Source organism: Burkholderia pulmonis (assembly GCF_984667975.1).
Genome location: NZ_OZ480187.1, coordinates 3,334,420 through 3,358,236 on the forward strand (window position 1 = coordinate 3,334,420; position 23,817 = coordinate 3,358,236).

Genomic DNA, 23,817 nt, shown 5'->3' on the forward strand with positions numbered 1-23,817 from the left:
CGTAACAGCATTTCGGAACTGGCATGGGGTTCGTATGCCTGGTGCGCCTCGGAACCGGAGCACATCATGGAGTTGTGGGCGGGAAGTGCGCGTAAGTTGACTGACGGTGTGTCCGACTAACATTCGCGTCGACCACGCACGTGCTTCCCCATCACACGCCGGAGCAGTAGGCTGTCGGCCAACATCTAACGCCGCTCTCGTCATGAAAGTTAGTCTCCGATAGAAGGGCGAAGTGGCCGCTTATGCAAATCTGAGGGGCATCGCCGAAAGTTCTTGGACCTGAAAAAAGCCCGGAGCTGTGGGGTCGAGACGGCCCCCTCCCTCCAGATTCTCAAGCCAATATCCAGCGATGACGCGCTGCAGCTGCCCTCCTTTTTGAAATATCGAAATAGCATTCTGTATCGATATCGCTTGACCAGCGATGACGCGACTACCCGATGACGCATTTTCAATTTGCAATTCTGCGCCATCCTGCGCGTTTCGATGGTTCCCCTCGTGGAAAAAGAACATTTCCGGCTGATCGAGGGGTGCAAATTCAACGCTCGAATCGTCCTTTCCGATCCGCCCCGGACCAGACACGCGCTCCGCAGGTAGATATCCCACAACGGCAACATGGCACAGTTTTGCCAACGTCGACAATTGAGGAGCATCGATTTTGCCGGACAGGTAAGGAATCTGAGCCGGCAATCCGGAAAATGCAGCACAGACAAGCGCCTCGCGGCGCTGCCCCTGATTTTCCAGTCGTTCGATCCATTCCGGAACGACGGACGGAGGCAAAACGGTCATGGCGCGATAAAAGAGTTCGGGGCAATCCAGATCCGTCCACTGAGCCCGCCAAAGCCGGTCGAGTGCGGCCGCGCCCTCGAGCCGGAGCAGCGCCATGAACGCCGCGGACCTTACTGCACGGTCTTGATGCTCGAGCAGAATCGTCATGTCGCCCGCAAAGCGCTTCAATCCGAACTGGCGAACCGTATTGGCAATCGCGGTCACGACCGCCGATGCCGAATCCCGCGGCGTGGAAGCAATGACGGCATCAGCCTCTTCGGGTGTTGCTGCGGCGTTCAGTCGGCATATGACGTCGAAATCGTTATCGAGCCCGGCGAGCCTGAATTCACCGATCCGATACCAGGCAGGCCCGATCCATTTTGCGATTTTTTCCATCAATGGATAGCGCGGCACCTGATCGTCCAACCATGTCCGATATTCTTCGAGCCGCCCCCGATCGCCTCCTGCGAACGCAACGATACCCGCTGCAAACAACATTCCCGGCGTGGCCCCTTGAGTGTCGATGCAATTTCTGATGCATCGCCACGCGGTCGCTTCGCGCAATGTCAGACCTCTCAAGTGACCGAGCAGGCGCCTGTCCATTCGAACGAAATCGTCGAGCGTAAAATCGGACAAGAGCGAAGCCCGCTCACGGACGCGGTCCAGATGCACGATTTCCTCGAGGTGTTCCGTACAGAAACGCTCGGAAAACAGTTCGTTGCTATCCGACATGGCATCAGGTCACCGTCAGTCGACGGATTTTTCGCCCGTCGCGATGAATTCTCGACAAATAGCCGACGAGTGCATCGAAACACGCCGGATCGACTCTGAATACGTAGTCGAAACTCGAAGCAATCGTATGCGAATCATACTGATAGGTGCCGCTCGCGAACGTTCCCGCGTTCGCGGGATCGACGCCCGGCGGAGCGAAGCCGCTCCGGGCGACAACGTTCGCCCATGTCTCGATCGCGGCACATATCGGGGTTGCGGCCTCTTTGGTGAGGGGCTGATCGAACTCGATTTGTACTTCACACCCGCGAATCGAATCACGCCCGTCGAGCTTCTGCACGAACGCAAATGGCGCATCAACCGGGGGGCGAGGCCATTCCCCCTGATCCACGACAAGCTCCCGCTCGACCGCATTCGCGTCAGGTTCTTCAATGTGCACGATGCTGGGGCGAATGCCCATCGCCGCCAGTAGATTGGTCGCGACCCGCCACTGCCATGCCGGAAGATGATCCGTGGCAACGCGCCAACGTTGCGTTTCGCTCGCTGGATCCCACGTCGACGACACGACCTTCGCCGATGCCCGGCGATGCTCGCGAGCATCGCTCACATAAAAGCCAAGATCGATGTACCCGGCAAATAACGGCAACGGATCGGACATGACCAGATCGGAAGTTTCGAGCGAGGTCCCTTCTGCATTTTTTTCGAGATAGGCGACGCCCATGCCGCGTCCCGTGATATCGACTCGCATCACGCATACCTCGTCAATGATTCGATCGATCGAAGACATCGAGCCATTCCTGCGCCCCGTGCTGCCGAAACTCCCATGGCAGCAGGCCGCCATCCACCGAATCGAGCCTGACCGGTCGCACCAGTTTTGCCACAGGACTGTATGCAGCAACGTAATCGTCGCGAGAGGCGTCTCCGAGCTGTGGCTCCGGCGTGGCCTGCAGGCACACACCATGTTTGAGCCGGCGCATACGCACCGCTGTTCCGGCAATGTGTTCCTCGATCCCGGAAATGCCGCCGATCCAGTCGACCTGATTCTCGCTCAGGAAGGTCAACCAGTTCGCCCGTTTCAGATAGGGACGCGCAATGGCTGCCTGATGCCGCTCCGTGAACTCGGGGTCGCGCTGCCGCAACTTGTTGCCAACGCCGACCATGACGCTCGCGACATCGAACCCAGGATATCGCTGCATCAACGCGGCTACCCGATTGCGGGTTTCCGTATCCAGATCGGGAGATGGAAAATTGATGGGAAAGTTGAGCCCAAATCCACAGGATCCCGAAATAAAGCGTCTGTTCGCCACGATATCGAATTCGCACAGCCAGTCCGCGACACGATTGCCGGTCACCAGCGGATGGTCGAGCGGCAACGTCAAATTGAGGATCGTGTGCATCGGGAGCGATCGCCGCTCTGTCGCACGCCATTGCTTGAGTTCGTCAGGCGTCGGTTCAACATACGGACGATGGGCGAAGTCGATTCGCAGGCTGCTGGCCGTCGCCCCCGCATCGGCGCCATTTTCCATCAGGCAATAGAATTTCTTCGGAAAAGGGATGGGGTTTTCGCACCAGGTCTTGACGAGACTTTCCGCCCGCTTGTTGATGGGCTTCCAGCGTCCGTCGCCAGTGTTGTAGTGCGTCAGGCGATCGCCCAATGCTTCCCGCGCACGCCTGTAGAAATCGAAGATTTCAGGACCTTCGTCGAACTCCATCGCCCACTCGAATAACAGGCACGGACTGATCAAAGCGACATCGGCCCTTTCGAAGCCAAGATTCATTGCGTCTTGCATCACGCTCCTCACGGAATGACGAATTCGGGAACCATACCCCCAGCCCCAGCTCCGCCCAAGCCAAAAGATGGCAACCCATTGGGAGATTCGAAAAGAGGCATGCCATACATCCCCATCGCTGGAACCTCTTTCACGACCTCTTCTTGTTGGACCTTCGTACCCTTCCCACACCCGCATTTCTCCGGGTCCAGGCTCGGGTCCTCATTGGAGTATGGATTACGCCCGCCGTTCTGCTGCTCGTTGATCGTGTTGTAGTCCTGACGCTGCAAATTACCATTGCCTGCACCTGGGTTCGTTCGCCAGGTATCCACGGTTCCATCGGAGCGCGTGAACTTCAGATCGAGCACGCTCGTTTTTCCGCCGTTGGTTACCGTGAGGTCCGGGAAGCGCATCTGTTCGGTCGCCCCTTTCAGGAAACTGTTGAGCAGGTGCTGCCAGCTGGAATACTTGCTGTTCCAGCTGCCATCGGGGCGTTGCCCCCAAGGCTTCTGGGACTCGATATCCATGTCCTTGTTGCCGGTTGCGTCCTTGTACTTGTCCCATGCTTCCTGGAAGCATTTTTCCTTATCCGACATCTTTGGCATATGAAATTCTCCTGCATCAGGCGGTTATCCCGCCCGTCGGCACTTGCTTGATCTTGACGAAGTCGCCACCATCATTCCCCGCATCGCACCAGCAAAAAATGCGGCATAGAATTCCGCCCTGGTCGAGCAGATTCGACTGGACCTCGGCCGGCGTATTGGTATTCGGGTTATTGCCATTCATCATCATGGGATCCGAGAGCCGAGCGACATTGCGCCCCTCGATCTTGACGTCGTAGCTGTAGTTCGTAAATTTCGCCCATCCGCGATTGACGCCCGACACGACGCCGCCTCCCACACCAGGCTCGTCGCCATAACTGGGCTTGAACTCCGACTCCTTCAGCGCAGCGGGAACGCCATTCGTACGAACGGTCTTCGATCCATTGACCAGATCGCGCGAAAACGCAACGTTCGTATAAGGCACCACACCGGCGCCCGGCGTCTTGCAAAAGTCCGGCGCCGCGCAGGTAGCGATTCCCCCGCTTTTCGAATGAACATTGGTCAGCTTGTTGACGATTACTGTAGATGCCACGGTGCCTCCCCCTCATGAGAACCCATACGCTCAAGCAGGCAGGCTGCGCGAGATAGCCTGGTATCCGATGCGGAAAAAACCAGCGAACGCCGTCGCGGCGTCACGATATCCGTGAGTTCATCGTGCGCCAACATACACAGCATTGCGGCAGACGCCGCCCCCGTATCGCCCCAAATCTCCGCCGGGTGGCTGATATCGAGCGGGTGCGCAAACTGGCGGCCGTTACGCAGAAACGCGAAATCCCATTCGGCACTGCGCCAGGTCTCGCCGGTCAAATCGCCATAGCAATTGTCCACCTGGATGTCGGTGGACAAGCACTGCGAGATTGCGGCCGTCAGTCCGTCGCCGCGCGACGCCCGATCGGCATACCACGGCATGGTTTCCGTAGCGAGACCAACGGCGCGCAATACGACACGCGTCGTGTTCTCCACTGACGCTCGCCCCACGTCCGCGCGCAGAAGAGCAAAAGCCGCACCCTCACCTGGAACCATGCCGAACGGATTGTCCTGGTGCTTGAGTCGGTCGGTATCGTCGAGCCAGTGCAGATAATTCATATCGAGCGGCGAGTCGACCCCGCCAACGATGCAAAAATCCGCCTCTCCAGCCTTCAAGATGTCGACCGACCTGGCCAGACCCGCGATAAAACCCGTATGCCCGCTGCAAAAAAATCGACTCCCGCCACGTGAAAATTGCGGCATCGATTTGCAGATTTCCCCGGCGACGGACGCGATATCCGCATGCGGCAAACCGGGACGCTCGGGCGGGAGCGAAAGCAGCACCGGAATGGGCCTTGCCGGCATCCCGGCGGATGCGCCCAGAATGTGCCCATGACGGGCCAATAAATCGTCCAGCGCCCGGCGAGCCAGCTCCGTCATTCGCGAAACACAGGCCGCATCCTCACTCAGACAATCGAGCTTCGCGAGCGCAATGGCGCCGCCCCTGCGGGCATACGGGTAGCGTTTGTGTCGCGCGATGCGCGACACGCTCGACAGTACGGCATTGCAAGATTCGGCAGCGGACAAGCCCACCGACGTACACGCACCGAATCCGCTCACCACGATCGGGCTGTCAAGCCCCATAGAACCTCCCGGTATGCAGATCCCGCTTGGTATCGACATACGTGACCTGTACACGACGAGCATCACGCCCGCATGCCAGGACGCTGCGCCACACCATCACCAATCGACTGTCGTCCGGCTCGACTATCACGCGATCCAGTTGTGCGTGTTGACGAATCGTCCGGCCGCCTATTGTCGTCAACAGGTTGAAATGCACGCGAGGCAGCCGAAATGTCATTTTCGCCGACGGCGTCAGGTGGGCAAGCACGACACGTTCGCCGCCTCTTAACGGAACTGCGGTCGCCATGCCCGGCGAGGCCGAGTTGAAGAATGCGACATCGAAATCGTCCGGAACCAGCGGTGCGCGCGTCGTGATCCACTGTTCATCAGTTGTACCGCTGTAGCGTGCACGCGCCGGCCACAGCGGCGGGATCGCATTCATCCCGGCCGGCGCTGGTCGGTCTTTCCACGATTTGATCAGATGGCGCGGATCCTCGATATGGGGCAGCTTGCCGTCGCGCGCGTCGTCCCGGTCCACAAAGAATCCCATGCCCAGCGGATTGTCGGAGAATCCGTCCTTTTGCCGCGAACTCGTTCCGCCGTAGGCGAATTCGTACCGTAACGGCCAGCGTGAAAACAATTCGGAATCCGTCATACGCAGTCCGAATAACCCAGAATCCCAACGACGCGCGCCGAACACCCTGATGACTCGATGTATCGACCCGATCGAGATGCCGACATCGAGCTCACGCAACGGTTCATCTTCGGGTGCGTATGCCGAACCGTTGACCATGATGGCGCTCCCCGGATGCGCGAACACGATTTCGGCGTCTCGCCTCAGGGTCGAGTGCCCCGGCTCTCCGAAATACTCCGGATGCGTTTTCACAGGCTCTTGCTGTTTCGATAGCGACAGTGTGCCGTCAGGGTGCAGGTCGTAAGTTGCCTTGACGACCACGACCCAGAGGTGCCCGCCGTGTCGGTCGAACTGTACTGCTCGTTCCGCAGCAAATGGCGTCACATTTTGCAGTTGCAACATGTCGAGTTCAGTTCAGCTCGACGACCGATCCGCGCAACCGGAGCGTTCCGTCGGCATAAGTCGCCACATTCGTCCCACGTACGATGACGCGTCCGTCCTTGTTCAATGTGAGACTTGCCTGGCCGCACTTCAGCGTCATCGCTTCGGCCGCTTCAACGCATACGTGCGATGCTTCCGTGGTCGCAGAGATAGCCGGCGTGATGGCGTGAACGGCGGCCTCCGCCTCGGCTTGATTTCTTGTTCCGTGCCGGCGCAGAAGGCCCATGAGGATAGGTTGCGCCGGGTCACCCTGCACGAATGCCAATACCACTTCGCGTCCGACGTCTGCCGCAACGACACTCGTGGCGCAAATCGCGGCAAGTGGAGCTTGGTACGGGTTATCGGGGTAGTCGATCCAGACACCATGATTCGAATCGACCTTGGCTATGGTTCCGAGAACCAGCTCAGCCGTCCGTTGGGTCGGCGGTGCAACACTCAGTGCGGCAATATGTTCTGCGACTCCCATCTCGGCCCCCTATGAATTGATATCGACGTTATTTCCGCTGATTCTCACCGGGCCCGAACCATCGATGGAAAGTGTGGCCCCGCTGATCGAGATGTTCCCGTTGCTCTCGAGCGTGATGCGCGCCTTGCCAACCTTGATCTCGAGCCGATCCCCGGCGCTGATCGACCAGGTCTTGCCGACAATCGTCTTTTTCGACAGACCGACTTCTTCTGCCTGAGCGAGACCTACTGCCGTGTTCATCGCTCCGGCAACCGTGACGGTATAACCGGCGCCGATTGTCAGCGCCTTGGCCAATCCGATCGTCTCGGCCGAAGCAAGTGCGATCAGGAGATTTTGCCAACCCTCGATCGTTTCGTTCCGGTTGCCGCCGACCGTCAGTGTCTCGTTGCTGCCAACGCGTTCGGTACGATCCACGCCGATCGTGATGGTCTCATTGTTGTCGACCGTCTCGGTTCGGTCATGGCCGACATGCACTGTCTCATCGTGATCGATGTTCTTCTTTCGATCGTTTCCAACCCAATGCGATTCGTCGTGCTCGACCTCGAGGCGCTGATCCTTCTCGGCGTGCAACCAAACTTCCTCAGAGCCCTTCTTGTCTTCGAAGCGAATGGCGTTGGCCGTGTTGACGTTGCCTGTCTTGGTCGAGCGCGTGAGAATCCCGCTCTGTGTAGCATTCGTGGGCAATCCCCACGGAGGCATGTTCCCGGAGTTATAGACGCTCGAGATGATCAAGGGCCTATCCGGATTACCGTCGAGGAAAATTACGACCACCTCGTCACCTATCCGTGGGATCTGGATCATCCCGAATCCGCGACCGGCCCACGGTTGCCCGACGCGCACCCAGCATGAACTGCCTTGATCTCGCTTGCCCAGCCGATCCCAATGGAACTGCACCTTCACGCGGCCCAGGTTGTCCGTGTAAATTTCCTCGCCCTCGGGACCGACGACGACGGCCGTTTGCGGGCCGATGATTGACGGTCGCTCGATCGTGAACGCCGGCCGATACGGAATCTTCTTGCGGATGCAGGTGAAACTGCACTGGTAGTTTGCTGCGCCTTCTCCGGCCTGATAGTTGTTCGTTCCGCTGTGGGTGATCGTCGTCAGCAGAAACTGTCGATCCTCCTGTTTGGCATTGCTGTGGTCGTAGTGATCGTCGAGTTCGAAGTATTGGCACGGCGTCAACCGCCGGCTCGTGCTCGTTCCGATGAAGACCTTGCTGTGTGCCGCGAGCGCCTGCGTTCTGAAGCGCGTCAACGCTTCTCCGCGATCGCTGTCCGCAAACCCATGCTCGCCCAGATAGTCGTAGACTTCGTACGACGGTACTTCGCCCTGATTGACTTCGGTTCCGCCCGAAACAAACCGGCGCGCGTGCGGTGCCTTGTAATCAAACGTCTTCAGCCCGACACTGTTGGATTCCAGTTGTCGGCTCGCCTGGAATGACGTGATGACCGCCAGATTGTCGAGCGCCTCGCCTTTTGTGTATTGCAGCAGCGGACTGCGGCCGCTAATCGGCTTCGCGCTAATCGAGTTGTCCGAGATGACTAGTTTGTGACCGTCTTTCGCGTGCTCGAAGAAGAAGAACAGGCCATCTTCTTGCATGAGGCGCTCGACAAATTCCAAATCGGTTTCACGGTACTGCGTGCAGTAGCTGCGATTCTTCGTCGCCTTAGACAACCGGAACTCGAACGACGCAATCTTTCCGTAGTCTCGAAAGACTTTTGAAAGAATCGCTTCGGTATTCTCTTCCTGAAAAATCCGGATGTCGCGACTGCGCGAGAGCATCCAAAGCCATGGCACGAGTGTCGCGCTGTAGATGGTGAAGCTACCGTCGTGGTCGAGGTGGGTGAAGTTGGCTATGTAGCCGTGGAAATACCGTTCTTCCGAGCTCGCCAGCGCATCAGTAAGCTGTAACGTGATCGTCACAGGCTGACCGATCAACTTCTTCAGTTCAATGTTCGAGTCTTGAGAGGCGAGCCGAACGTGGAACTCGAAGTTTTGAGATAAGCCTTCGGTACCGTGAAAATCGACAAGCACCAAGTCAGATCGGCCCTTCATAGGCGTCTGGATGGTGAACAGCCGATTGCTCTGTAGCCCAAAAAAACTTGGAATATCTGACAGTTGCATGGCGCCCTCAGATCCCCGCATCGGAATGGCAGGATATTATTCGTCGGTGGATTTTAAACTGCTAGCCGCCGAAAAAATCAAGTTTTGCGTTTCTTGGACCTCATATATGGGGACGGAGTTGTAGGGAAGGTGAATGGATAACCTGTTGCCCCACTACGAATACGAGGTCGGTTTACTGCTCCGTGGCGTTACGGAATTTGCACGACGCTATCCGAAAATCGGCGCCCGACTCGGGATTGCAAACGGGCAGGGCGATCTGCATATCGACCGGATGATCCAGGCGTTTGCATTGCTGGCCGCGCGTGTCGATGCAAAGCTCGAGGACGCCTATCCGGAATTCACTGAATCGCTGCTGGAGGTGCTGTATCCACAGTATCTTCGCACCGTGCCTTCTTGCGCGATCGCGCAGTTTGATCCGTCGGATCTCTTCGGTCAGTTGACAACGCCGTTCACGATGCCACGTGGCACGCTGCTCGATGCCAACGCGGCGCCGTACCGGTTTCAAACAATCTATGACATCACGTTGTCCCCGTTACGAGTTCACTCGGTACGCTATGCCCCGGCTACGCTCGTCCCTGCGGCTGTCCGACTCCCACCCAATGTCACTGGCATACTTTCGATCGCGCTCGCCAGCGCGACAGCGATGGAGATCTTCGATGAGGCAATTCCGTCCGGTACAGTTCGTGTTCACCTGTCCGGTGATCGGCCGCGCGTTGCTGCGCTCACCGATGCTTTGCTGCTACGTGCCGGCGCCGCATTTGTTGAGATCGATCAGAGCGGCCGGTGGGCGGCATTATCTAGGATACCGATCGAATCGGTAGGTTTTGGCGAGAATGAATGCCTGCTGCCAAAAGAATCGACCACTACATCGGATGCGTACCAAACGCTCATCGAGTCCTTCGCGTTCCCCGAAAAATTCGACTTTGTTGACATCGATCTCGGACGAATGCGGCGGGCCGCACGCACGCCAGCGGCAAAGCGACTGACGTTGCATCTCGCAATCCTTGACACACCAGCCGAATCCGCCGTAGCACAGGTACTGACTGAACTCGATGCCTCATCCTTTCGGTTGTACTGCACACCGGTGGTCAATCTGTTCAAGCGAGATGCGATTCCGATCCAGTTGACAAGCGCTGATAGGGCATACCCCGTCACACCGGAGCCGCTGGAAACCGGCTCCCCGCTCGACGTGTACTCGATCGATGCCGTTCATTTAGGCGATCGCTTGCAGGCTGAACAAGAGAGGGGCCCGCCATCGACCAGTAGCCACGTACGTACGTACGTATTGCCTTACCGGGCGTTCAGCCATGCTCGCGCCCCTGATCCCGCGATTGCATACTGGGCTGCGTTTCGCGATCCGCATGCGGCAACTGGAACAACGCGCGCGCCACTGCTGCTATCACTCATCGGACTGGAGGGCCGTGCTGCCCAACTGAAACATCCGCAAGTCGACGTCGACGTCACGGCTACCAATGGAGATTTGCCCGCCCGGTTGCCGATCGGTGCACGCGACAGTGACCTGCTGCACGAGGGCGCGGCGTTAGCCTGCCCCATTAGATTGCTTACGCGCCCGACCTTGCCGAGCACTCTGCCGCGCGGCCACGACGCATTGTGGCGGATCCTTGCGGGCATGTCGTTGCACCCGTTCGATCTGACGCAAACGGGGTTGAAGGCGTTTAAAGACTTTCTAAGACTGCACGCGCCGCGCGCGAGCATCATCGCGCAACGGAGCATTGACGCGATCACCGACCTGGACCATCACCCCGCGATCAGATGGATGTCACCCGATGGCGAGTTCCCGTCGTTCGTCCGCGGTGTCGAGATTGTCGTCTCTCTCGATGAAGCAGCGTTGCGCGACGTCACGTTGCACTTGTTCGCGCGAATGTTGGACAGGTTGTTTGCCCCGTATGCTGCGATGAACAGCTACATCGAGCTGGTTATTTGCTCCTCGCAGACGGGGCGCGAACTTCGACGCTGTCCGGCGCGAATCGGAACACGGCCGCTGATCTAGTTAATGCAGATAACCGACCAAAATGCCTGCGCCGCCTCCAGCTATGAGGCCCACAGTCGTCCCGCCCATCACCAGGGCGGCTCGCGCGTGAGCGATTGCGTTCTCTGCCAGCCACATCATTGCGGGGCTCGATAATCCGAGCGCAAGTTGTGCGGGATTGATACCGAGAAGCATGGCCGTGCCTGCCTTGCCGTACCCGACGCCGACGCCTCCGTCGAGATAGACCGTAGCCCCTTGAAAATCCGACTTGGAGAGCTCTTTGCCGTCAAACGCCGGCAACATGTATATCAAGCCAGCGCTATCAAAGGACTTGAGCGAACCTGCGCCCCCGACCTCGTGCCCGGCGATCTTCGGAATCTTGATCTCAGGTATCGAAAATCTAGGCAACTTGATCTTCGGGATTCGGAGTCCAAGGCCATATCCGATCCCAAGACCGCCGTAATAGAAGTCGAACAGTTGACCGCCGGGATCCGCCAGGACGATCGTGCCGCCCGAAGCAACGGCAAGTTCGAGACTGACACCACCAGTTGCACCAGTTTTGTATGTCCAGTCACTATGCCTGAAAATTGACACGTGGCCCTCTCAAGTCGTTTATTTTCTGGATGGCAGGTTCATCAGCGAGAAGAGAATGAAGCCGACGCCGAAGATCAGTGCCATCAACGTCCAATTCCAAACTGCGCCGAATCGATCGATCGTGGCGGATCGCAGAGGCGCGTCCTCCTGATACAGCACGGTCACCTTATCGCCGACCTTCATGCCGTAGATCATCCCACCTTGAGGATAGGAGACACGCTGGCCTGCTTTGGTGACAAATTCGACCTGAGGATGGCTCCCGCCTGCATTCAGGCTGACAACTTCCCCGGGTACGGCAATCGCCGTTTGGAGAAATTCGTGAGTCGACCACGCGACGAAGGCCGCGATTATGAGAAAACCGATCCCCATCACAATGCCTAGGATAGCCTTGACCATGAGCCCTCTCGATTTCTTTCATTCGACACGCGGAGTTTGACCGCAGCCTGTCTGCGCTGGATTTTAGCGCATCGCCGGCTATCAAATCGGCGCAGGCGGTTTAGGCAACCTCATGACGTCGCTTTCGACGCGTCTTGCCTGTAGTTGTGATGCTGATGAAATAGCAGCGAGCGCACCAGTGGCCACGCCGGATAGAATTGGGCGTAGCTAGCCAGCGATGGCCCCGCGCGCACTCCCACTCCAGCCTTGTCGCACTATTCACGTAGCTTGTGGAGACACACATTCCTCCACGCTCGGCCGCAATCGTACGCATCAGGTCGATACCGAGTTTGGCCGCATTGTGACTGCAGGCGGCGCACCAATAACCTCGAACGACTGCTCCTGGATATCTGTCGATGGCAACCGTGATCCATGGTCGGCCCGACGGCAAGTTTGTGACCAAGTCGATAGCCAAGATGTCGAGCGGCGTGTGGTCAATCTCGACACGATGCAAAGGAAAATCCGCCACGGCCATTCCATGCACCCAGCGAGCCTTTCTTTCGGCCGCGTCCTTTCCAAGTCGCGCCGCATCTATCGACAGCGACGAGATACGGGATGCCATAACCAGGGTGTTCTCGATGCAAGTTGACAACTCTCCCCCAATCCGCCTTCGGCAAGATTGCGCGCTTGAGGCACTGAAGCACCGACTGTGCAGACGGCGCTCGGAAGCTTAGATAGAATCCGAGAATCACTCGACAATATCGCGTTCTGATCGAGACGTCGCAGCCAGCGATACATTGTTGACTCGACAGGACAGGTAAGCGGCGCCTGGTCAGGTCGATGCTTATTGTATTGATTGATCTTCTCGACCAACCTACCGTAGACATCTTGTCCCGAGTGCTTCTGCGGATCGAGATATATCTCGTTAACAGCCTCCTCGAATAGCGCCTGGATGACGTTGTCGCGGCGGCGTCCGCTATTCTCTCTGCAGTCGGTCAGCTTGGTAACGCTTCGCGTGTGTCGGTATCGTCTCCACCAGCGCTTGATACTGCTAACCGAAGGCACCAATGTATCGCCGATCTCTGCTGCGATTTTTGCAGTCTGCAGGAACAGCATCCAGAAGGTGATTGAGTTCCTGCAGGCGCCCAGGTGCTTCCGGCGTACCGATGATTTCCTTTAACCGCGCATAGGTCGTCCCCGCCGAATAGCCCTGCGCGTAGCTTGCATCGTCCTCATCATGTCGCGCTAACGTCTGGGCTTCATCACGTGCGGTCATCTGGTCACGGGCGATGCCCTCACGTTTGAGTCGCAACGCCGTCTGTTTGTCACTTCGAAGAACAAGTTCAGCATCCATCTGCTCGTTGAAGTGGCCGACAAAGTCGTTGAACTTGTCCATGCCAAACAACGCCGCGATGAGTTCAGTGCGTTGCGCCGGGGGCCGGGCGGCCATCCGGGAGAATGCATCAATCCGGTTTTTTTCGATAAAACTAAATCGATAGCGGTCAGCGTCGGCAATCACCTGAATGTCATTGCCGTTCGCGGTCGTCGCGACGAGTCGCGGTTCGACAAAGTTGCGCGTATGGATATTCGCGAGATATCGCCGCTCGTCGATGCGCTTGAGTTCCGCCTCCTCAACCGAGCCCAGTAGACCCCGTTCCAATGCCTCGCAAAGACTGGTCTTCCCGCTGCCGTTTGGCCCATAGAACAGGATCACTCGTCTGCGAAGATCGAACTGCTCTTCGCGCCGGAAGCCTCGAAAGGGGCCGACGGTCAGTTCCTTGAGTCGCCGCCATGGCCATTCTTCGGCTGCCGCAGGTATATCGATCTCGGGAAGTTCAGCGGGGCTCGCCGCAAGGTGCAGGCGAGCCAACCCAGCCAAAGCTGCCGATCGCGCATTCCGTTGCCGGGCAGTGGCTGCGATCTCGTCGAAATCGGCCAACACCATATTGGCAAAGCGCTTCGCCGCCTCGTTGACACCATGCTGCGGATCGTGGAGCCAGCGCAAAAAAAGAACATAGCCCTGCTTGGCAGAACCCATCTTCTTATTCCCCCGAAGTCGCCGCGCAAGCCCCCTGCGGCATTTTGGCTCTTACTTTAAGCCTGACTGGTCAGCCCGACCAGACAAAAACGCTGGGAAGCGCGCCGACAACTATTGAATAAAAAAATCAATAGCTTTGATCAAATACTGCAAAAAAGGTCATCTTTTTTGCCAACCTACAACAGCCGCGCGCGATCATCCAGCCCCAATAATTCCCCTTGACGCCCTATCTTTCGATATATATCTTTAGATATGTTTTACGACATATAGGACTCGATCATGCGACACAACCACTCCCGCGGCCATGCCCGATGCGACGGTCATGGTGCGCATGCCGGCCCTGACGAATTCGCCGGTCTCTGGTACGCGATCGGCCGCCACCGCCGCGGCCACGATTCATTCGGTGGCGGCCCGTTCGGTGGCCGTGGCGGGCGCGGCGGCTTTGGCGATTTCGGCGACGACGGCATGCCGCGCGGCCGCCAGTTCAGCTCCGACGATCTCCAGTTGCTGCTGCTCGCGCTGGTCGCCGAGCAGCCGAGCCACGGCTACGAGCTGATCAAGGCGCTCGACACGCGCTCGAACGGCTTCTACAGCCCGAGCCCCGGCATGGTGTATCCGGCGCTCACGTATCTCGAAGAAGTCGGCTTCGTCGAGTCGCAGGCGGAAGGCAACCGCAAGCGCTATGCGCTGACCGATGCCGGCCGCGCGCATCTCGACGCACAGCGCGAACGCGTCGACACGCTGTTCGCACGCCTCACGCATCTCGCCCGCAAGATGGAATTCATGCGCCGCGCGTTCGCCGGAGAATCGGCGGGCAACGAAACGCAGGACGAATCGCAGGCCGGCTGGCTGCCTGAGTTCGTCGAAGCACGTCTCGCGCTCAAGCGTGCGCTGCTGCACAAGAGCGCCGCCGATGCCGACGAACAACGCCGCATCGCGGCCATCATGCGCCGCGCGACGGCCGAAATCGAAGACGGCTCCGGCGCGTGATCCGCGCCACCCCGTCAAACCCTAAGGAGAACGGATTGATGCAGAACACGTCCGAACGCACCGTGACCCGCGTGCGCCACACCCTCAAGTTCCGCCTGCTGCAGGTCCTGCGCGTGCATGCCGTGACGCCGCACCTGCTGCGCGTCACGCTCGGCGGCCCCGATCTCGCGGATTTCGAATCCGCGTCGTTCGACGATCACGTGAAGGTATTTTTCCCGCCGCCCGGCGCCGAACGGCCCGCGCTGCCGACGCTCGGCTCGAACGGCCCGGAGTTTCCGGAAGACGAACCGAAGCCGGTCGCGCGCGACTTCACGCCGCGCCGCTTCGACCGCGCCGCCGGCGAACTCGATCTGGAATTCGTGCTGAACCATCCGGGCCCCGCGTCGCAGTGGGCCTCGCACGCACGCGTCGGCCAATGGCTCGGCATCGGCGGCCCGCGCGGTTCGTTCGTCGTCCCGACCGGTTTCGACTGGCACCTGCTGATCGGCGACGATACGGCGCTGCCGGCCATCGCGCGGCGTCTCGAGGAATTGCCGGCCGGTGCGCGCGCGGCAGTCGTGCTGGAAGTCGCGGATCGCACCGCGCAGATCTCGTTCGATACGCGCGCCGACGTGCATGAAATCTGGCGCTTCCGCGCCGAAGCCGATGCGGTGGAGGGTGATGCGCTGCTGAATGCCGTTCGCGACCTGCCGCTGCCGCCGTCCGGCGACGGCTACGTGTGGGCGGCCGGCGAAGCGCTGTCGATGCGCGCGGTACGCCAGCACCTGACCGGCGAGCGCGGCGTCGACAAATCGCGCATCCGCGCCGCGGCCTACTGGAAGCGCGGCGCGGCGGCCGTGCACGAAACGCTGGAAGACTGACGTCTACGGGTACCTGGCGCCGGGCAGGCGGCACGCGCACACACGGAAACAATCGTGGCGCCGGCGCACCAGCGGGCTTGGCACCGGTATCGCGGCTGGTATATATGTATGGCTGCGACGCCGCTGTCTGGCGACAGCCGCCGCAGCCTGCCCAGGAGCGCCCGGTCATGACAAAAGAAAGCCACGCTTCGCCTTTCCTTCGCAACCTGAAGATCGTCGGCTATTGCGGCCTCGCCGCAGTGGTACTCGCGCTGTTCGTCGCGATGTGCGCGATCCTGAAGGAAAGCGCCCTCGAGCGCGATACCGCCCAGCATCCGGCCGATACGCCCGAACTGCACGACGCGGGCGGCGGCCCGTCCGCATCGGCCGAATCCTCGGCCAAGACACCCGGCTGACGGCGTCCCGGCCGGCTCCCGCCTTCCGCTTACGGCGTGTGCCGGCGCCCCATCACGACTGCATGCACCGAATCGCCGAGCCGTTCGAGCAGCGCGGTCACGCGTTGCCCGTACAGGTGCGCGGCCAGCGCGCCGGCCGTGCCGACCAGCACGCCGCCGGCCATGTCGAACGGCCAGTGCACGCCCGCATAGACACGCCCCCATGCGATCGCCACGGCCATCGCGGCCATCACGAACCCGGTGACGCGCGTCGTGCCGCCGAGCATCAGGCCGACGGCCATGCTCCACGCGAACGTCATGTGATCGCTCGGAAACGAGCTGTCCGGTGAGTGCGGAATCAGCTGGGTGCCGACGCCGGCCATGAACGGACGCGGCGAAAACCAGAAATGCCCGAGTACCTGCGCGAGCACGATCGCCACGCAAACGCCGACGCCGGCTTCGATCGCCTGGCGCCGCGTCGGGCGCGCGCCGAAGATCCAGGTCAGCAGCAGCATCGCCGGCAGCGCATAGACGAGCCAGTCGGCGGCGAAGATCGCGAGGCGGGCGACGCCTGGCTGCGGTGCAACCCCGGCGTTGATGGCGGAAAAGAGGGTGAGATTGAGGTTCTGCATGAATCAGGTTGCGTGGGGCGTAAAAGGTCGACCGGTTGCCCGGCCGGATACGAACGATGCTAGGGCGTGCCCGCTTAAGCGATGCTTAATGGGGCGGCCGCCCGGGGTGAGACCCGCGCGACGAACGCACTTAGAGCCTGCACTGCAACACAAGTTCACACAATTGTCACATTCCCGTGCGATTACCTCCCGTAACGGCTCACCCTATATCCCGTAAAAGCTCACCTATTTCACATCATGGCGTCATCGACGTGTGCGACCATCGAGCCGCCGGGCGCCAATCAGGCCGTTTGCATCGTTCATCTCAATATTTACGCCGCGAATTATTCGAAATCGGCAACAATTAATTCCAGATGCGGCATCGCACAACGGCAACGCACAGGCATACGATTACGAGCACTCATCCACGAAGCGATCAACAACAAGGAGTCCGCATGAAACCCAGCGATGTCCGATCGAAAGCGTTTGCGATGCCGTTGACCAGCCCTGCCTTCCCGATGGGCCCGTACCGTTTCGTCGATCGTGAGTTTCTGATCATCACGTACCGCACCGATCCGGACTTGCTCCGTGCCATTGTTCCCGAGCCGCTGCAGATCACCGAGCCGCTCGTGCATTACGAATTCATTCGCATGGCCGATTCGACCGGCTTCGGCGATTACACCGAAAGCGGCCAGGTGATCCCCGTCGAATACAACGGCCAGCCGGGCGGCTACACGCTCGCGATGTATCTCGACGATCACCCGCCGATCGCCGGCGGCCGCGAGCTGTGGGGCTTCCCGAAGAAACTCGCGTCGCCCACGCTGCACGTGAACACCGACCACATCCTCGGCACGCTCGACTACGGCAAGGTGCGCGTCGCGACCGGCACGATGGGCTACAAGCACAAGGAACTCGACATCGACGAGCAGACGAAGCGTCTCGCCGGCCCCAATTTCCTGCTGAAGATCATCCCGCACGTCGACGGCACCGCGCGCGTGTGCGAACTGGTGCGCTACTACCTGCAGGACATCAAGATGAAGGGTGCGTGGACGGGCCCCGCATCGCTCGAGCTGGCGTCGCACGCGCTCGCGCCGGTGGCCGATTTGCCCGTGCTCGAGATCGTCGAAGCCCGGCACCTCGTCGCAGATCTGACACTCGGCCTCGGCGAAGTCGTCTACGATTACCTGGCTCAGTAACACGTCCGCAGTCCTTTCTCCCTGTCAATCCTTTCACCACGGGAATTCGAACATGAGCAACCTGAATGGCAAGACCGCAGTCGTCACGGGCGCCGCGAGCGGCATCGGCAAGGAAATCGCACTCGAGCTCGCGAAGGCGGGCGCGGCTGTCGCGATTGCCGACCTGAACCAGGACGGAGCAAATGCGGTCGCCGACGAGATCAACAAGGCAGGCGGCAAGGCGATCGGCGTCGCGATGGACGTGACGAGCGAGGACGCCGTGAACAGCGGCATCGACAAGGTCGCCGAAACGTTCGGCTCGATCGACATCCTCGTGTCGAACGCGGGTATCCAGATCGTCAACCCGATCGAGAACTACTCGTTCTCCGACTGGAAGAAGATGCAGGCGATCCACGTCGACGGCGCATTCCTGACGACGAAGGCCGCGCTCAAGCACATGTACAAGGACGATCGCGGCGGCGTCGTGATCTACATGGGTTCGGTGCACTCGCACGAAGCGTCGCCGCTGAAGTCGGCCTACGTGACGGCCAAGCACGGCCTGCTGGGCCTCGCCCGCGTGCTGGCGAAGGAAGGCGCGAAGCACAACGTGCGCTCGCACGTCGTGTGTCCGGGCTTCGTGCGCACGCCGCTGGTCGACAAGCAGATTCCGGAGCAGGCGAAGGAGCTCGGCATCAGCGAAGACGAAGTGATCAAGAAGGTGATGCTCGGCAACACGGTCGACGGCGTGTTCACGACGGTGCAGGATGTCGCGCAGACGGTGCTGTTCCTGTCGGCATTCCCGAGCGCCGCACTGACGGGCCAGTCGTTCATCGTCAGCCACGGCTGGTTCATGCAGTGAAGCCCCGCGCCCCCACCGAAAAGCAGGCCGTCGACGCGGCGGACCTGCATCACGAAGCCGGCGCGCCGGCCTCCGCGCGGTCACTGCCGTACGAAACGATCTCGCTCGTCCTGCAAGGCGGCGGCGCGCTCGGCGCGTACCAGGCCGGCGTGTTCGAAGGGCTGCACGAGGCGGGCATTCCGCTCGACTGGATCGCGGGCATCTCGATCGGCGCGCTCAACACCGCGCTGATCGCCGGCAATGCGCCCGAGCATCGCGTCGAGCGCCTGCGCGAATTCTGGGAAACGATCTGCCAGCCGGCGTTCTTTCCGACGATTCCGGCCGCGTTCGAATTCGCGCTGTTCAACAGCATCGACCAGGTCCGCACGTTCTTCACCGCGTCTCAGGCTGCCAGCGCGATGATGCAGGGCCAGCAGGGCTTCTTCGTGCCGCGCTTCCCGCCGCCGCTGCCGGGCGTGTCCGACCATCCCGAGAAAATCAGCTGGTACGACACGTCGGCGCTGCGCACGACGCTGCTGAAGCTGTGCGATTTCGACCGGATCAATTCGGGCGAGACGCGCGTATCGGTCGGCGCGGTCAACGTCGGCACCGGCAACTTCGTGTACTTCGACAACTCGCGCATCCGCCTCGCGCCCGAGCACTTCATGGCGTCCGGTGCGCTGCCGCCCGCGTTCCCGCCGGTCGAGATCGACGGCGAGTACTACTGGGACGGCGGTGTCGTGTCGAACACGCCGCTGATGGAAGTGCTCCGCGCCCGGCCGCGCCGCGATACGCTCGCGTTCCAGGTCGATCTGTGGAGCGCGCGCGGGCCGCTGCCGCGCACGATGGCCGACGTCGCCGAACGCACGAAGGACGTGCAGTACTCGAGCCGCACGCGTTTCGTCACCGACACGCTGCAGCGCGAACAGCGCTACCGCAACGTGCTGCGCCACGTGCTCGAACAGGTACCGGAAGAGCATCGCAAGAACGACCCGTGGTGTGTCGAGGCCGACGCGATGTCGAGCGGGAAGAAGTACAACATCCAGCACCTGATCTACCAGCAGAAGGCGTACGAGCATCACTACAAGGACTATCAGTTCGGTCTGTCGACGATGCGCGACCACTGGTCCGCGGGGCTCGACGACATCCGCAAGACGCTCGCGGTGAAGGACGGCCTCGCGCTGCCCACCAACGACGCGGGCTTCGTCACGCACGACATTCACCGTCGCCGGTAATGCCGTGTCCGGCGGCCCGGCGCGATGCATGCGCCGGGCCGCTCTCCTTTCAGATTCAACATGCCGATTTTCATTGCGCTATTCGCGCTCATCGCTGCCGGATGGGGCGCGGTTCACCTGTTTCACGTCATCGCCGCGCAGTTCGGCCAGCCGGTCGCGATCGCGGCCGCCGTGCTCGCCGCCGCGATCCTGATCGCGCTGATCGCATGGTGGATCAAGCGCCGTCGCGACATCGCACCGAACACGAAGGAAGAAGGCTGGACGCACATCGTGCATCGCGCGTGGGGCGAGTTGCGCGTGTCCGCGACACAAGGGCTGCTGTGGCTGTCGCACGACGGCGCGGACGGCCGCTATACGCTGTCGCAGCTCGACGGCTGTCAGGCCGCGCCGATCGGCGGCCGCTGGCATCTCGTCGTGCGGGTGCGCGACACCGTGCGCAGCGAATGGAAACTGCCGATGACGGACAAGCACGACGCACAGCGCTGGGCACGCGTGCTCACGCTGGCGAAAGACAACCGGCTCTGAACGTGCGTGCCGCCCGCACGGGCAACCGCGCGGCGATCGCTATCGCGCGCCGAGCGCCCACAGCGCATCGAGCACGTGCTGCGTCGGCCGTTCGATCGGCCCGGCCCGATGGGCAATCCCCAGCTCGCGCCACAACGCCGGGCGTAGCGGCCGCATGACGATGCGCGCATCCGGCAGCGGGGCACCGGCCTCATGCGGCAACAGCGTCGCGCCGTAACCCGCGGCGACCAGGCTCTTGATTGCATCGTTGTAGTTGAGTTCGATCCGCGGCTCGGGCCGGTGTCCGGCGAGCGCGAACCACTCCGTCGTGAGCCGCGACAGGCGCGTCGTCGCATCGTTGAGAATCAACGGGCGCGCGGCCAGATACGCCGGCGTCACGCGGGCCGGAAGCGGCCAGTCCGCCGGCAGGAAAGCCATCACCGGATCGCGCCGCCATGCGCGGATCGACAGCCCCGCGACCGGCGCCTGCGGCAGCGCAACCAGCCCGACGTCCAGCGTGCCTTGCGCGATGCGCGCCAGCGTGTCCTGTGACGTGAGCACCGCGATCTGCACATCGATATCCGGATGCTGCGCACGCAACCCGGCGACCGCCTGCGGCAACAGGTGCGCGATCGCACCGGTCGACGCACCGAGGCGCACCCGCCCGGTCAACCCCTGCACCTGCCGCTGCACGTCGTCCAGCGTGGATTCGACCTCGGCCAGCAGGCGCCGCGCCCGCTCCACCAGCACTTCGCCGATCGTCGAAGGCCGCACGTTTCCGCGCGTGCGGGTCAGCAGCGGCGCGCCGACGCGGCTTTCCAGCTCGGCAACATGAAGACTCACGGTCGGCGGCGCGAGATGAAGCCATTGCGCCGCCGCGACAAAGGATCCCTGGTCCGCGATCGCAACCAGCGTACGCAGGCGATCCAGACTGATCTCGCGCATCCCACACCTCTCATTCAGAAAAGCTGAATCGGACGGTCAGTAAATTCAACTTTTCCTATTCTAGGCGTTCGGCGGACCATACGGCTTCCCCCCGACGACCGAACGCGAGGAACACGACCATCATGAGCTTCCCCACTGTCTTCATCGACGGCGACCAGGGCACGACCGGACTGCAGATTCAGGAGCGCCTGCGCGACCGCGCCGACTTGCAGCTGCTCACGCTTCCGGCGGCCGAACGCAAGGACCCCGCGCGGCGCGCCGACGCGCTCAACGCATGCGATATCGCGATCCTGTGCCTGCCCGATGCGGCCGCGCGCGAAGCGGTCGGCTTCATCCGGAACCCGGCCGTACGCGTGATCGACGCGAGTTCGGCCCATCGCACGCAACCCGAATGGGTCTACGGCTTTCCCGAGATCGCCGACGGGCACGCGCAGCACATTGCGCACGCAAAGCGCGTCACCAATCCGGGCTGCTACCCGACCGGCGCGATCGGCCTGCTTCGCCCGCTGTTGCAGGCCGGCCTGCTGCCGCGCGACTACCCGGTGAGCATCCACGCGGTCTCCGGTTACTCGGGAGGCGGAAGGGCCGCGATCGAAGCATTCGAATCGGGCGACGCCGCCGCACGCATGCCGGCGCTGCAGGTGTACGGCCTGGCGCTGGCGCACAAGCATGCGCCCGAGATCCGGCTGCATGCCGGGCTCGCACACCGCCCGTTCTTCGTGCCGGCCTACGGTGCCTATCGGCAAGGCATCGTGCTCACCGTACCGATCGAACTGCGTCTGCTACCGGCCGGCGTGACCGGTGAGCAGCTGCATGCGTGTCTCGCGCACCATTACGCCGACGCGCGTCACGTCGACGTCACGCCGCTGGCCGACGCGCGCGCGATCACGCATCTCGATCCGCAGGCGCTGAACGGCACCAATGACCTGCGGCTCGGCGTGTTCGTCAATGAAGATCACGGGCAGGTGCTCCTGTCCGCCGTGTTCGACAATCTCGGCAAAGGGGCATCCGGCGCAGCGGTACAGAACCTCGACTTGATGCTCGGTGCGTCGAGCGCGGCGTAAGTCTCGCGCCGGCATCGTCGAAGGCGCGCCCGGCAGCGGAATCCGCGTCGCGTCCAGGGCCTGCGCACGCCCCCCCGTAAAAGCTCACCTTTAGCCGGTTTCAGGCCGTATCGTCGCTCGCCGAGGCATTCAGCCCGGCGAGCGTCTCCGCCAGAAAATCCACGCACACGCGCACCTTCGCCGATGCCGCGACGCGTTCCGGATACACGGCCCAGATGTTCGCGGGCTGGATCGCGTCCGGCAGCACGCGGCACAGTTCACCGCGCTCGATCAGCGGCGCGGCTTCCCAGATCGAGCGCAGCACGATCCCGCGGCCGGCCAGCGCCCATTGCACGGCCACCTCGCCGTGGTTCGTCGACAGCGCGCCGCCGACCTTCACCGTTGCCGTTTCGCCGCGTACGTTCAGCCGCCATACGCCGAACGGATGATCGCGCTCCTTGATCGCGAGACAGTCGTGCGACGCGAGATCCGCGAGCGAGCGTGGCGTCCCGCGGCGGGCGAGATAGTCGGGCGACGCGCACAGCACGCGATGGTTCGCGGCGAGGCGGCGCGCGATCAGGTGATCGGCAATCTCGTCGCCGATGCGCACGTCGAGGTCGTAGCCTTCGCCCGCGACGTCGACGAGCCGGTCGAACAGATCGAGCCGCACGTTCAGTTGCGGATAGCGCGCGGTGAAGTCGAGCAGTGCCGGGGCGACGACGTGCCGGCCGAAGCCGAAGCTGCTCGATATCCGCAACGTGCCGCGCGGCACCGTGCGCGTGGTCGACACGTCCTCGACGAGATGATCGACGTCGTCGAGAATCTTTTCGGCGCGCGCGAACACGCGCTCGCCGGCTTCGGTGACCGTCATGCGGCGTGTCGAGCGATGCAGCAGGCGCGTGCCGAGCTGCGCCTCGAGCATCGCGATACGCTTGCTGACGTAGGCGGGCGACACCGCAAGCTGCTCCGCGGCCGCGCTGAAGCTCGTCAATCGTACGACCAGGCTGAACACGCGCAGGTCGTCGAGGTTCGGCGATTTGTTCACGATTCGTGGAAAGTCGATTAACTTTCGCGCGATTTTAATCCAGATGGAAATAAATAGAATGACGTGACGGGCCGCTGCCT

At 61.3% G+C, this 23,817-nt stretch carries 25 protein-coding genes; 9 read left to right on the forward strand and 16 right to left on the reverse strand.

The annotated features are described in order from the left end of the window. Positions 1–240 precede the first annotated feature (240 nt). The 9 genes from AC5LXK_RS31705 to AC5LXK_RS31745 are packed head-to-tail and all read right to left on the reverse strand — an operon-like array spanning position 241 to position 9,120. Positions 241–1,497: a hypothetical protein gene (locus AC5LXK_RS31705; protein WP_493392590.1), complete on the reverse strand. Its 1,257-nt coding sequence runs from the start codon at positions 1,495–1,497 to the stop codon at positions 241–243. 4 nt (positions 1,498–1,501) lie between these two features. After that, complete coding sequence (locus AC5LXK_RS31710) at positions 1,502–2,281, reverse strand: hypothetical protein (RefSeq protein ID WP_493392591.1); 780 nt, start codon at positions 2,279–2,281, stop codon at positions 1,502–1,504. Beyond that, positions 2,256–3,284: a type VI immunity family protein gene (locus tag AC5LXK_RS31715; RefSeq protein WP_493392592.1), complete on the reverse strand. Its 1,029-nt coding sequence runs from the start codon at positions 3,282–3,284 to the stop codon at positions 2,256–2,258. Before AC5LXK_RS31715 ends, AC5LXK_RS31710 begins: the two co-directional genes overlap by 26 nt. A gap of 8 nt (positions 3,285–3,292) precedes the next feature. Further along, on the reverse strand, positions 3,293–3,868 hold the full coding sequence (locus tag AC5LXK_RS31720) for a hypothetical protein (RefSeq protein ID WP_493392593.1): 576 nt from the start codon (positions 3,866–3,868) through the stop codon (positions 3,293–3,295). A gap of 16 nt (positions 3,869–3,884) precedes the next feature. Beyond that, the gene (locus tag AC5LXK_RS31725; protein ID WP_493392594.1) at positions 3,885–4,397 is read right to left on the reverse strand and encodes a DUF4150 domain-containing protein; all 513 of its coding nucleotides are present in this window, start codon (positions 4,395–4,397) and stop codon (positions 3,885–3,887) included. Then, complete coding sequence (locus tag AC5LXK_RS31730) at positions 4,382–5,476, reverse strand: hypothetical protein (protein WP_493392595.1); 1,095 nt, start codon at positions 5,474–5,476, stop codon at positions 4,382–4,384. Before AC5LXK_RS31730 ends, AC5LXK_RS31725 begins: the two co-directional genes overlap by 16 nt. Next, entirely contained in the window at positions 5,466–6,491 is a 1,026-nt protein-coding gene (locus AC5LXK_RS31735) for a DUF2169 family type VI secretion system accessory protein (RefSeq protein ID WP_493392596.1), read from the reverse strand. Before AC5LXK_RS31735 ends, AC5LXK_RS31730 begins: the two co-directional genes overlap by 11 nt. A 7-nt stretch (positions 6,492–6,498) precedes the next feature. Next, on the reverse strand, positions 6,499–6,996 hold the full coding sequence (locus AC5LXK_RS31740) for a DUF6484 domain-containing protein (RefSeq protein ID WP_493392597.1): 498 nt from the start codon (positions 6,994–6,996) through the stop codon (positions 6,499–6,501). 9 nt (positions 6,997–7,005) lie between these two features. Beyond that, positions 7,006–9,120, reverse strand: coding sequence for a type VI secretion system Vgr family protein (locus tag AC5LXK_RS31745; RefSeq protein ID WP_493392598.1), 2,115 nt, complete (start codon positions 9,118–9,120; stop codon positions 7,006–7,008). Between the two features lie 133 nt (positions 9,121–9,253). Here AC5LXK_RS31745 and tssF point away from each other — a divergent pair, with 133 nt between their 5' ends. Beyond that, positions 9,254–11,131, forward strand: coding sequence for a type VI secretion system baseplate subunit TssF (gene tssF / locus AC5LXK_RS31750; protein ID WP_493392599.1), 1,878 nt, complete (start codon positions 9,254–9,256; stop codon positions 11,129–11,131). On the opposite strand, the gene AC5LXK_RS31755 is transcribed toward tssF, so the two are convergent. From AC5LXK_RS31755 to AC5LXK_RS31770, 4 genes are all read right to left on the reverse strand, one after another. Further along, positions 11,132–11,704 carry a hypothetical protein gene (locus tag AC5LXK_RS31755; RefSeq protein ID WP_059834023.1) on the reverse strand — a complete coding sequence of 191 codons (573 nt, stop codon included), beginning with the start codon at positions 11,702–11,704 and terminating at the stop codon, positions 11,132–11,134. It lies immediately after the preceding gene. Between the two features lie 18 nt (positions 11,705–11,722). Next, a complete protein-coding gene (locus tag AC5LXK_RS31760; protein WP_077020579.1) occupies positions 11,723–12,100 on the reverse strand; it encodes a DUF3592 domain-containing protein in 378 nt (125 codons plus the stop codon). Between the two features lie 473 nt (positions 12,101–12,573). After that, positions 12,574–12,966 (reverse strand): TnsB C-terminal domain-containing protein, encoded by a 393-nt coding sequence (locus tag AC5LXK_RS31765; protein ID WP_493392600.1) that lies wholly within the window; start codon positions 12,964–12,966, stop codon positions 12,574–12,576. A 164-nt stretch (positions 12,967–13,130) separates the two neighbouring features. Beyond that, positions 13,131–14,117: an AAA family ATPase gene (locus AC5LXK_RS31770; protein ID WP_493392601.1), complete on the reverse strand. Its 987-nt coding sequence runs from the start codon at positions 14,115–14,117 to the stop codon at positions 13,131–13,133. A gap of 279 nt (positions 14,118–14,396) precedes the next feature. Between AC5LXK_RS31770 and AC5LXK_RS31775 the strand changes: the two genes are divergently transcribed. The 3 genes from AC5LXK_RS31775 to AC5LXK_RS31785 all read left to right on the forward strand — a co-directional run bounded on the left by AC5LXK_RS31775 (position 14,397) and on the right by AC5LXK_RS31785 (position 16,362). After that, a complete protein-coding gene (locus AC5LXK_RS31775) occupies positions 14,397–15,107 on the forward strand; it encodes a PadR family transcriptional regulator (RefSeq protein WP_493392602.1) in 711 nt (236 codons plus the stop codon). Between the two features lie 38 nt (positions 15,108–15,145). Further along, positions 15,146–15,967, forward strand: coding sequence for a siderophore-interacting protein (locus AC5LXK_RS31780; protein WP_493392603.1), 822 nt, complete (start codon positions 15,146–15,148; stop codon positions 15,965–15,967). 167 nt (positions 15,968–16,134) lie between these two features. Continuing rightward, positions 16,135–16,362 (forward strand): hypothetical protein, encoded by a 228-nt coding sequence (locus tag AC5LXK_RS31785; RefSeq protein WP_493392604.1) that lies wholly within the window; start codon positions 16,135–16,137, stop codon positions 16,360–16,362. Between the two features lie 29 nt (positions 16,363–16,391). On the opposite strand, the gene AC5LXK_RS31790 is transcribed toward AC5LXK_RS31785, so the two are convergent. Beyond that, on the reverse strand, positions 16,392–16,973 hold the full coding sequence (locus AC5LXK_RS31790) for an undecaprenyl-diphosphatase (protein WP_493392605.1): 582 nt from the start codon (positions 16,971–16,973) through the stop codon (positions 16,392–16,394). Between the two features lie 434 nt (positions 16,974–17,407). On the opposite strand from AC5LXK_RS31790, the gene AC5LXK_RS31795 reads away from it, so the two are divergent. The 4 genes from AC5LXK_RS31795 to AC5LXK_RS31810 are packed head-to-tail and all read left to right on the forward strand — an operon-like array spanning position 17,408 to position 20,725. After that, positions 17,408–18,148: an acetoacetate decarboxylase gene (locus tag AC5LXK_RS31795; protein ID WP_493392606.1), complete on the forward strand. Its 741-nt coding sequence runs from the start codon at positions 17,408–17,410 to the stop codon at positions 18,146–18,148. Between the two features lie 52 nt (positions 18,149–18,200). Continuing rightward, positions 18,201–18,986, forward strand: coding sequence for a 3-hydroxybutyrate dehydrogenase (locus AC5LXK_RS31800; RefSeq protein ID WP_493392607.1), 786 nt, complete (start codon positions 18,201–18,203; stop codon positions 18,984–18,986). After that, entirely contained in the window at positions 18,983–20,200 is a 1,218-nt protein-coding gene (locus tag AC5LXK_RS31805) for a patatin-like phospholipase family protein (protein WP_493392608.1), read from the forward strand. The genes AC5LXK_RS31800 and AC5LXK_RS31805 overlap by 4 nt, the downstream gene beginning before the upstream one ends. Before the next feature lie 60 nt (positions 20,201–20,260). Beyond that, the gene (locus AC5LXK_RS31810) at positions 20,261–20,725 is read left to right on the forward strand and encodes a signal peptide protein (RefSeq protein ID WP_493392609.1); all 465 of its coding nucleotides are present in this window, start codon (positions 20,261–20,263) and stop codon (positions 20,723–20,725) included. A gap of 39 nt (positions 20,726–20,764) precedes the next feature. Here AC5LXK_RS31810 and AC5LXK_RS31815 read toward each other — a convergent pair whose 3' ends face one another. Further along, positions 20,765–21,649, reverse strand: a complete 885-nt coding sequence (locus AC5LXK_RS31815; RefSeq protein WP_493392610.1) for a LysR family transcriptional regulator — start codon at positions 21,647–21,649, stop codon at positions 20,765–20,767. A 122-nt stretch (positions 21,650–21,771) separates the two neighbouring features. Here AC5LXK_RS31815 and argC point away from each other — a divergent pair, with 122 nt between their 5' ends. Next, positions 21,772–22,713, forward strand: coding sequence for an N-acetyl-gamma-glutamyl-phosphate reductase (gene argC, locus AC5LXK_RS31820; protein ID WP_493392611.1), 942 nt, complete (start codon positions 21,772–21,774; stop codon positions 22,711–22,713). 100 nt (positions 22,714–22,813) lie between these two features. Here the strand turns inward: argC and AC5LXK_RS31825 are convergent, their stop codons facing one another. After that, entirely contained in the window at positions 22,814–23,737 is a 924-nt protein-coding gene (locus tag AC5LXK_RS31825) for a LysR substrate-binding domain-containing protein (RefSeq protein WP_493392612.1), read from the reverse strand. Positions 23,738–23,817 lie beyond the last annotated feature (80 nt).

What these genes read in the sequence shown, in the direction of transcription:
- AC5LXK_RS31705 (WP_493392590.1), bottom strand. Translation starts at nt 1,497, where the DNA reads ATGTCGGATAGCAACGAACTGTTTTCCGAGCGTTTCTGTACGGAACAC.
- AC5LXK_RS31710 (WP_493392591.1), bottom strand. Translation starts at nt 2,281, where the DNA reads ATGTCTTCGATCGATCGAATCATTGACGAGGTATGCGTGATGCGAGTC.
- AC5LXK_RS31715 (WP_493392592.1), bottom strand. Translation starts at nt 3,284, where the DNA reads ATGCAAGACGCAATGAATCTTGGCTTCGAAAGGGCCGATGTCGCTTTG.
- AC5LXK_RS31720 (WP_493392593.1), bottom strand. Translation starts at nt 3,868, where the DNA reads ATGCCAAAGATGTCGGATAAGGAAAAATGCTTCCAGGAAGCATGGGAC.
- AC5LXK_RS31730 (WP_493392595.1), bottom strand. Translation starts at nt 5,476, where the DNA reads ATGGGGCTTGACAGCCCGATCGTGGTGAGCGGATTCGGTGCGTGTACG.
- AC5LXK_RS31735 (WP_493392596.1), bottom strand. Translation starts at nt 6,491, where the DNA reads ATGTTGCAACTGCAAAATGTGACGCCATTTGCTGCGGAACGAGCAGTA.
- AC5LXK_RS31740 (WP_493392597.1), bottom strand. Translation starts at nt 6,996, where the DNA reads ATGGGAGTCGCAGAACATATTGCCGCACTGAGTGTTGCACCGCCGACC.
- AC5LXK_RS31745 (WP_493392598.1), bottom strand. Translation starts at nt 9,120, where the DNA reads ATGCAACTGTCAGATATTCCAAGTTTTTTTGGGCTACAGAGCAATCGG.
- tssF (WP_493392599.1), top strand. Translation starts at nt 9,254, where the DNA reads ATGGATAACCTGTTGCCCCACTACGAATACGAGGTCGGTTTACTGCTC.
- AC5LXK_RS31760 (WP_077020579.1), bottom strand. Translation starts at nt 12,100, where the DNA reads ATGGTCAAGGCTATCCTAGGCATTGTGATGGGGATCGGTTTTCTCATA.
- AC5LXK_RS31765 (WP_493392600.1), bottom strand. Translation starts at nt 12,966, where the DNA reads ATGTCTACGGTAGGTTGGTCGAGAAGATCAATCAATACAATAAGCATC.
- AC5LXK_RS31770 (WP_493392601.1), bottom strand. Translation starts at nt 14,117, where the DNA reads ATGGGTTCTGCCAAGCAGGGCTATGTTCTTTTTTTGCGCTGGCTCCAC.
- AC5LXK_RS31775 (WP_493392602.1), top strand. Translation starts at nt 14,397, where the DNA reads ATGCGACACAACCACTCCCGCGGCCATGCCCGATGCGACGGTCATGGT.
- AC5LXK_RS31780 (WP_493392603.1), top strand. Translation starts at nt 15,146, where the DNA reads ATGCAGAACACGTCCGAACGCACCGTGACCCGCGTGCGCCACACCCTC.
- AC5LXK_RS31785 (WP_493392604.1), top strand. Translation starts at nt 16,135, where the DNA reads ATGACAAAAGAAAGCCACGCTTCGCCTTTCCTTCGCAACCTGAAGATC.
- AC5LXK_RS31790 (WP_493392605.1), bottom strand. Translation starts at nt 16,973, where the DNA reads ATGCAGAACCTCAATCTCACCCTCTTTTCCGCCATCAACGCCGGGGTT.
- AC5LXK_RS31795 (WP_493392606.1), top strand. Translation starts at nt 17,408, where the DNA reads ATGAAACCCAGCGATGTCCGATCGAAAGCGTTTGCGATGCCGTTGACC.
- AC5LXK_RS31800 (WP_493392607.1), top strand. Translation starts at nt 18,201, where the DNA reads ATGAGCAACCTGAATGGCAAGACCGCAGTCGTCACGGGCGCCGCGAGC.
- AC5LXK_RS31810 (WP_493392609.1), top strand. Translation starts at nt 20,261, where the DNA reads ATGCCGATTTTCATTGCGCTATTCGCGCTCATCGCTGCCGGATGGGGC.
- AC5LXK_RS31815 (WP_493392610.1), bottom strand. Translation starts at nt 21,649, where the DNA reads ATGCGCGAGATCAGTCTGGATCGCCTGCGTACGCTGGTTGCGATCGCG.
- argC (WP_493392611.1), top strand. Translation starts at nt 21,772, where the DNA reads ATGAGCTTCCCCACTGTCTTCATCGACGGCGACCAGGGCACGACCGGA.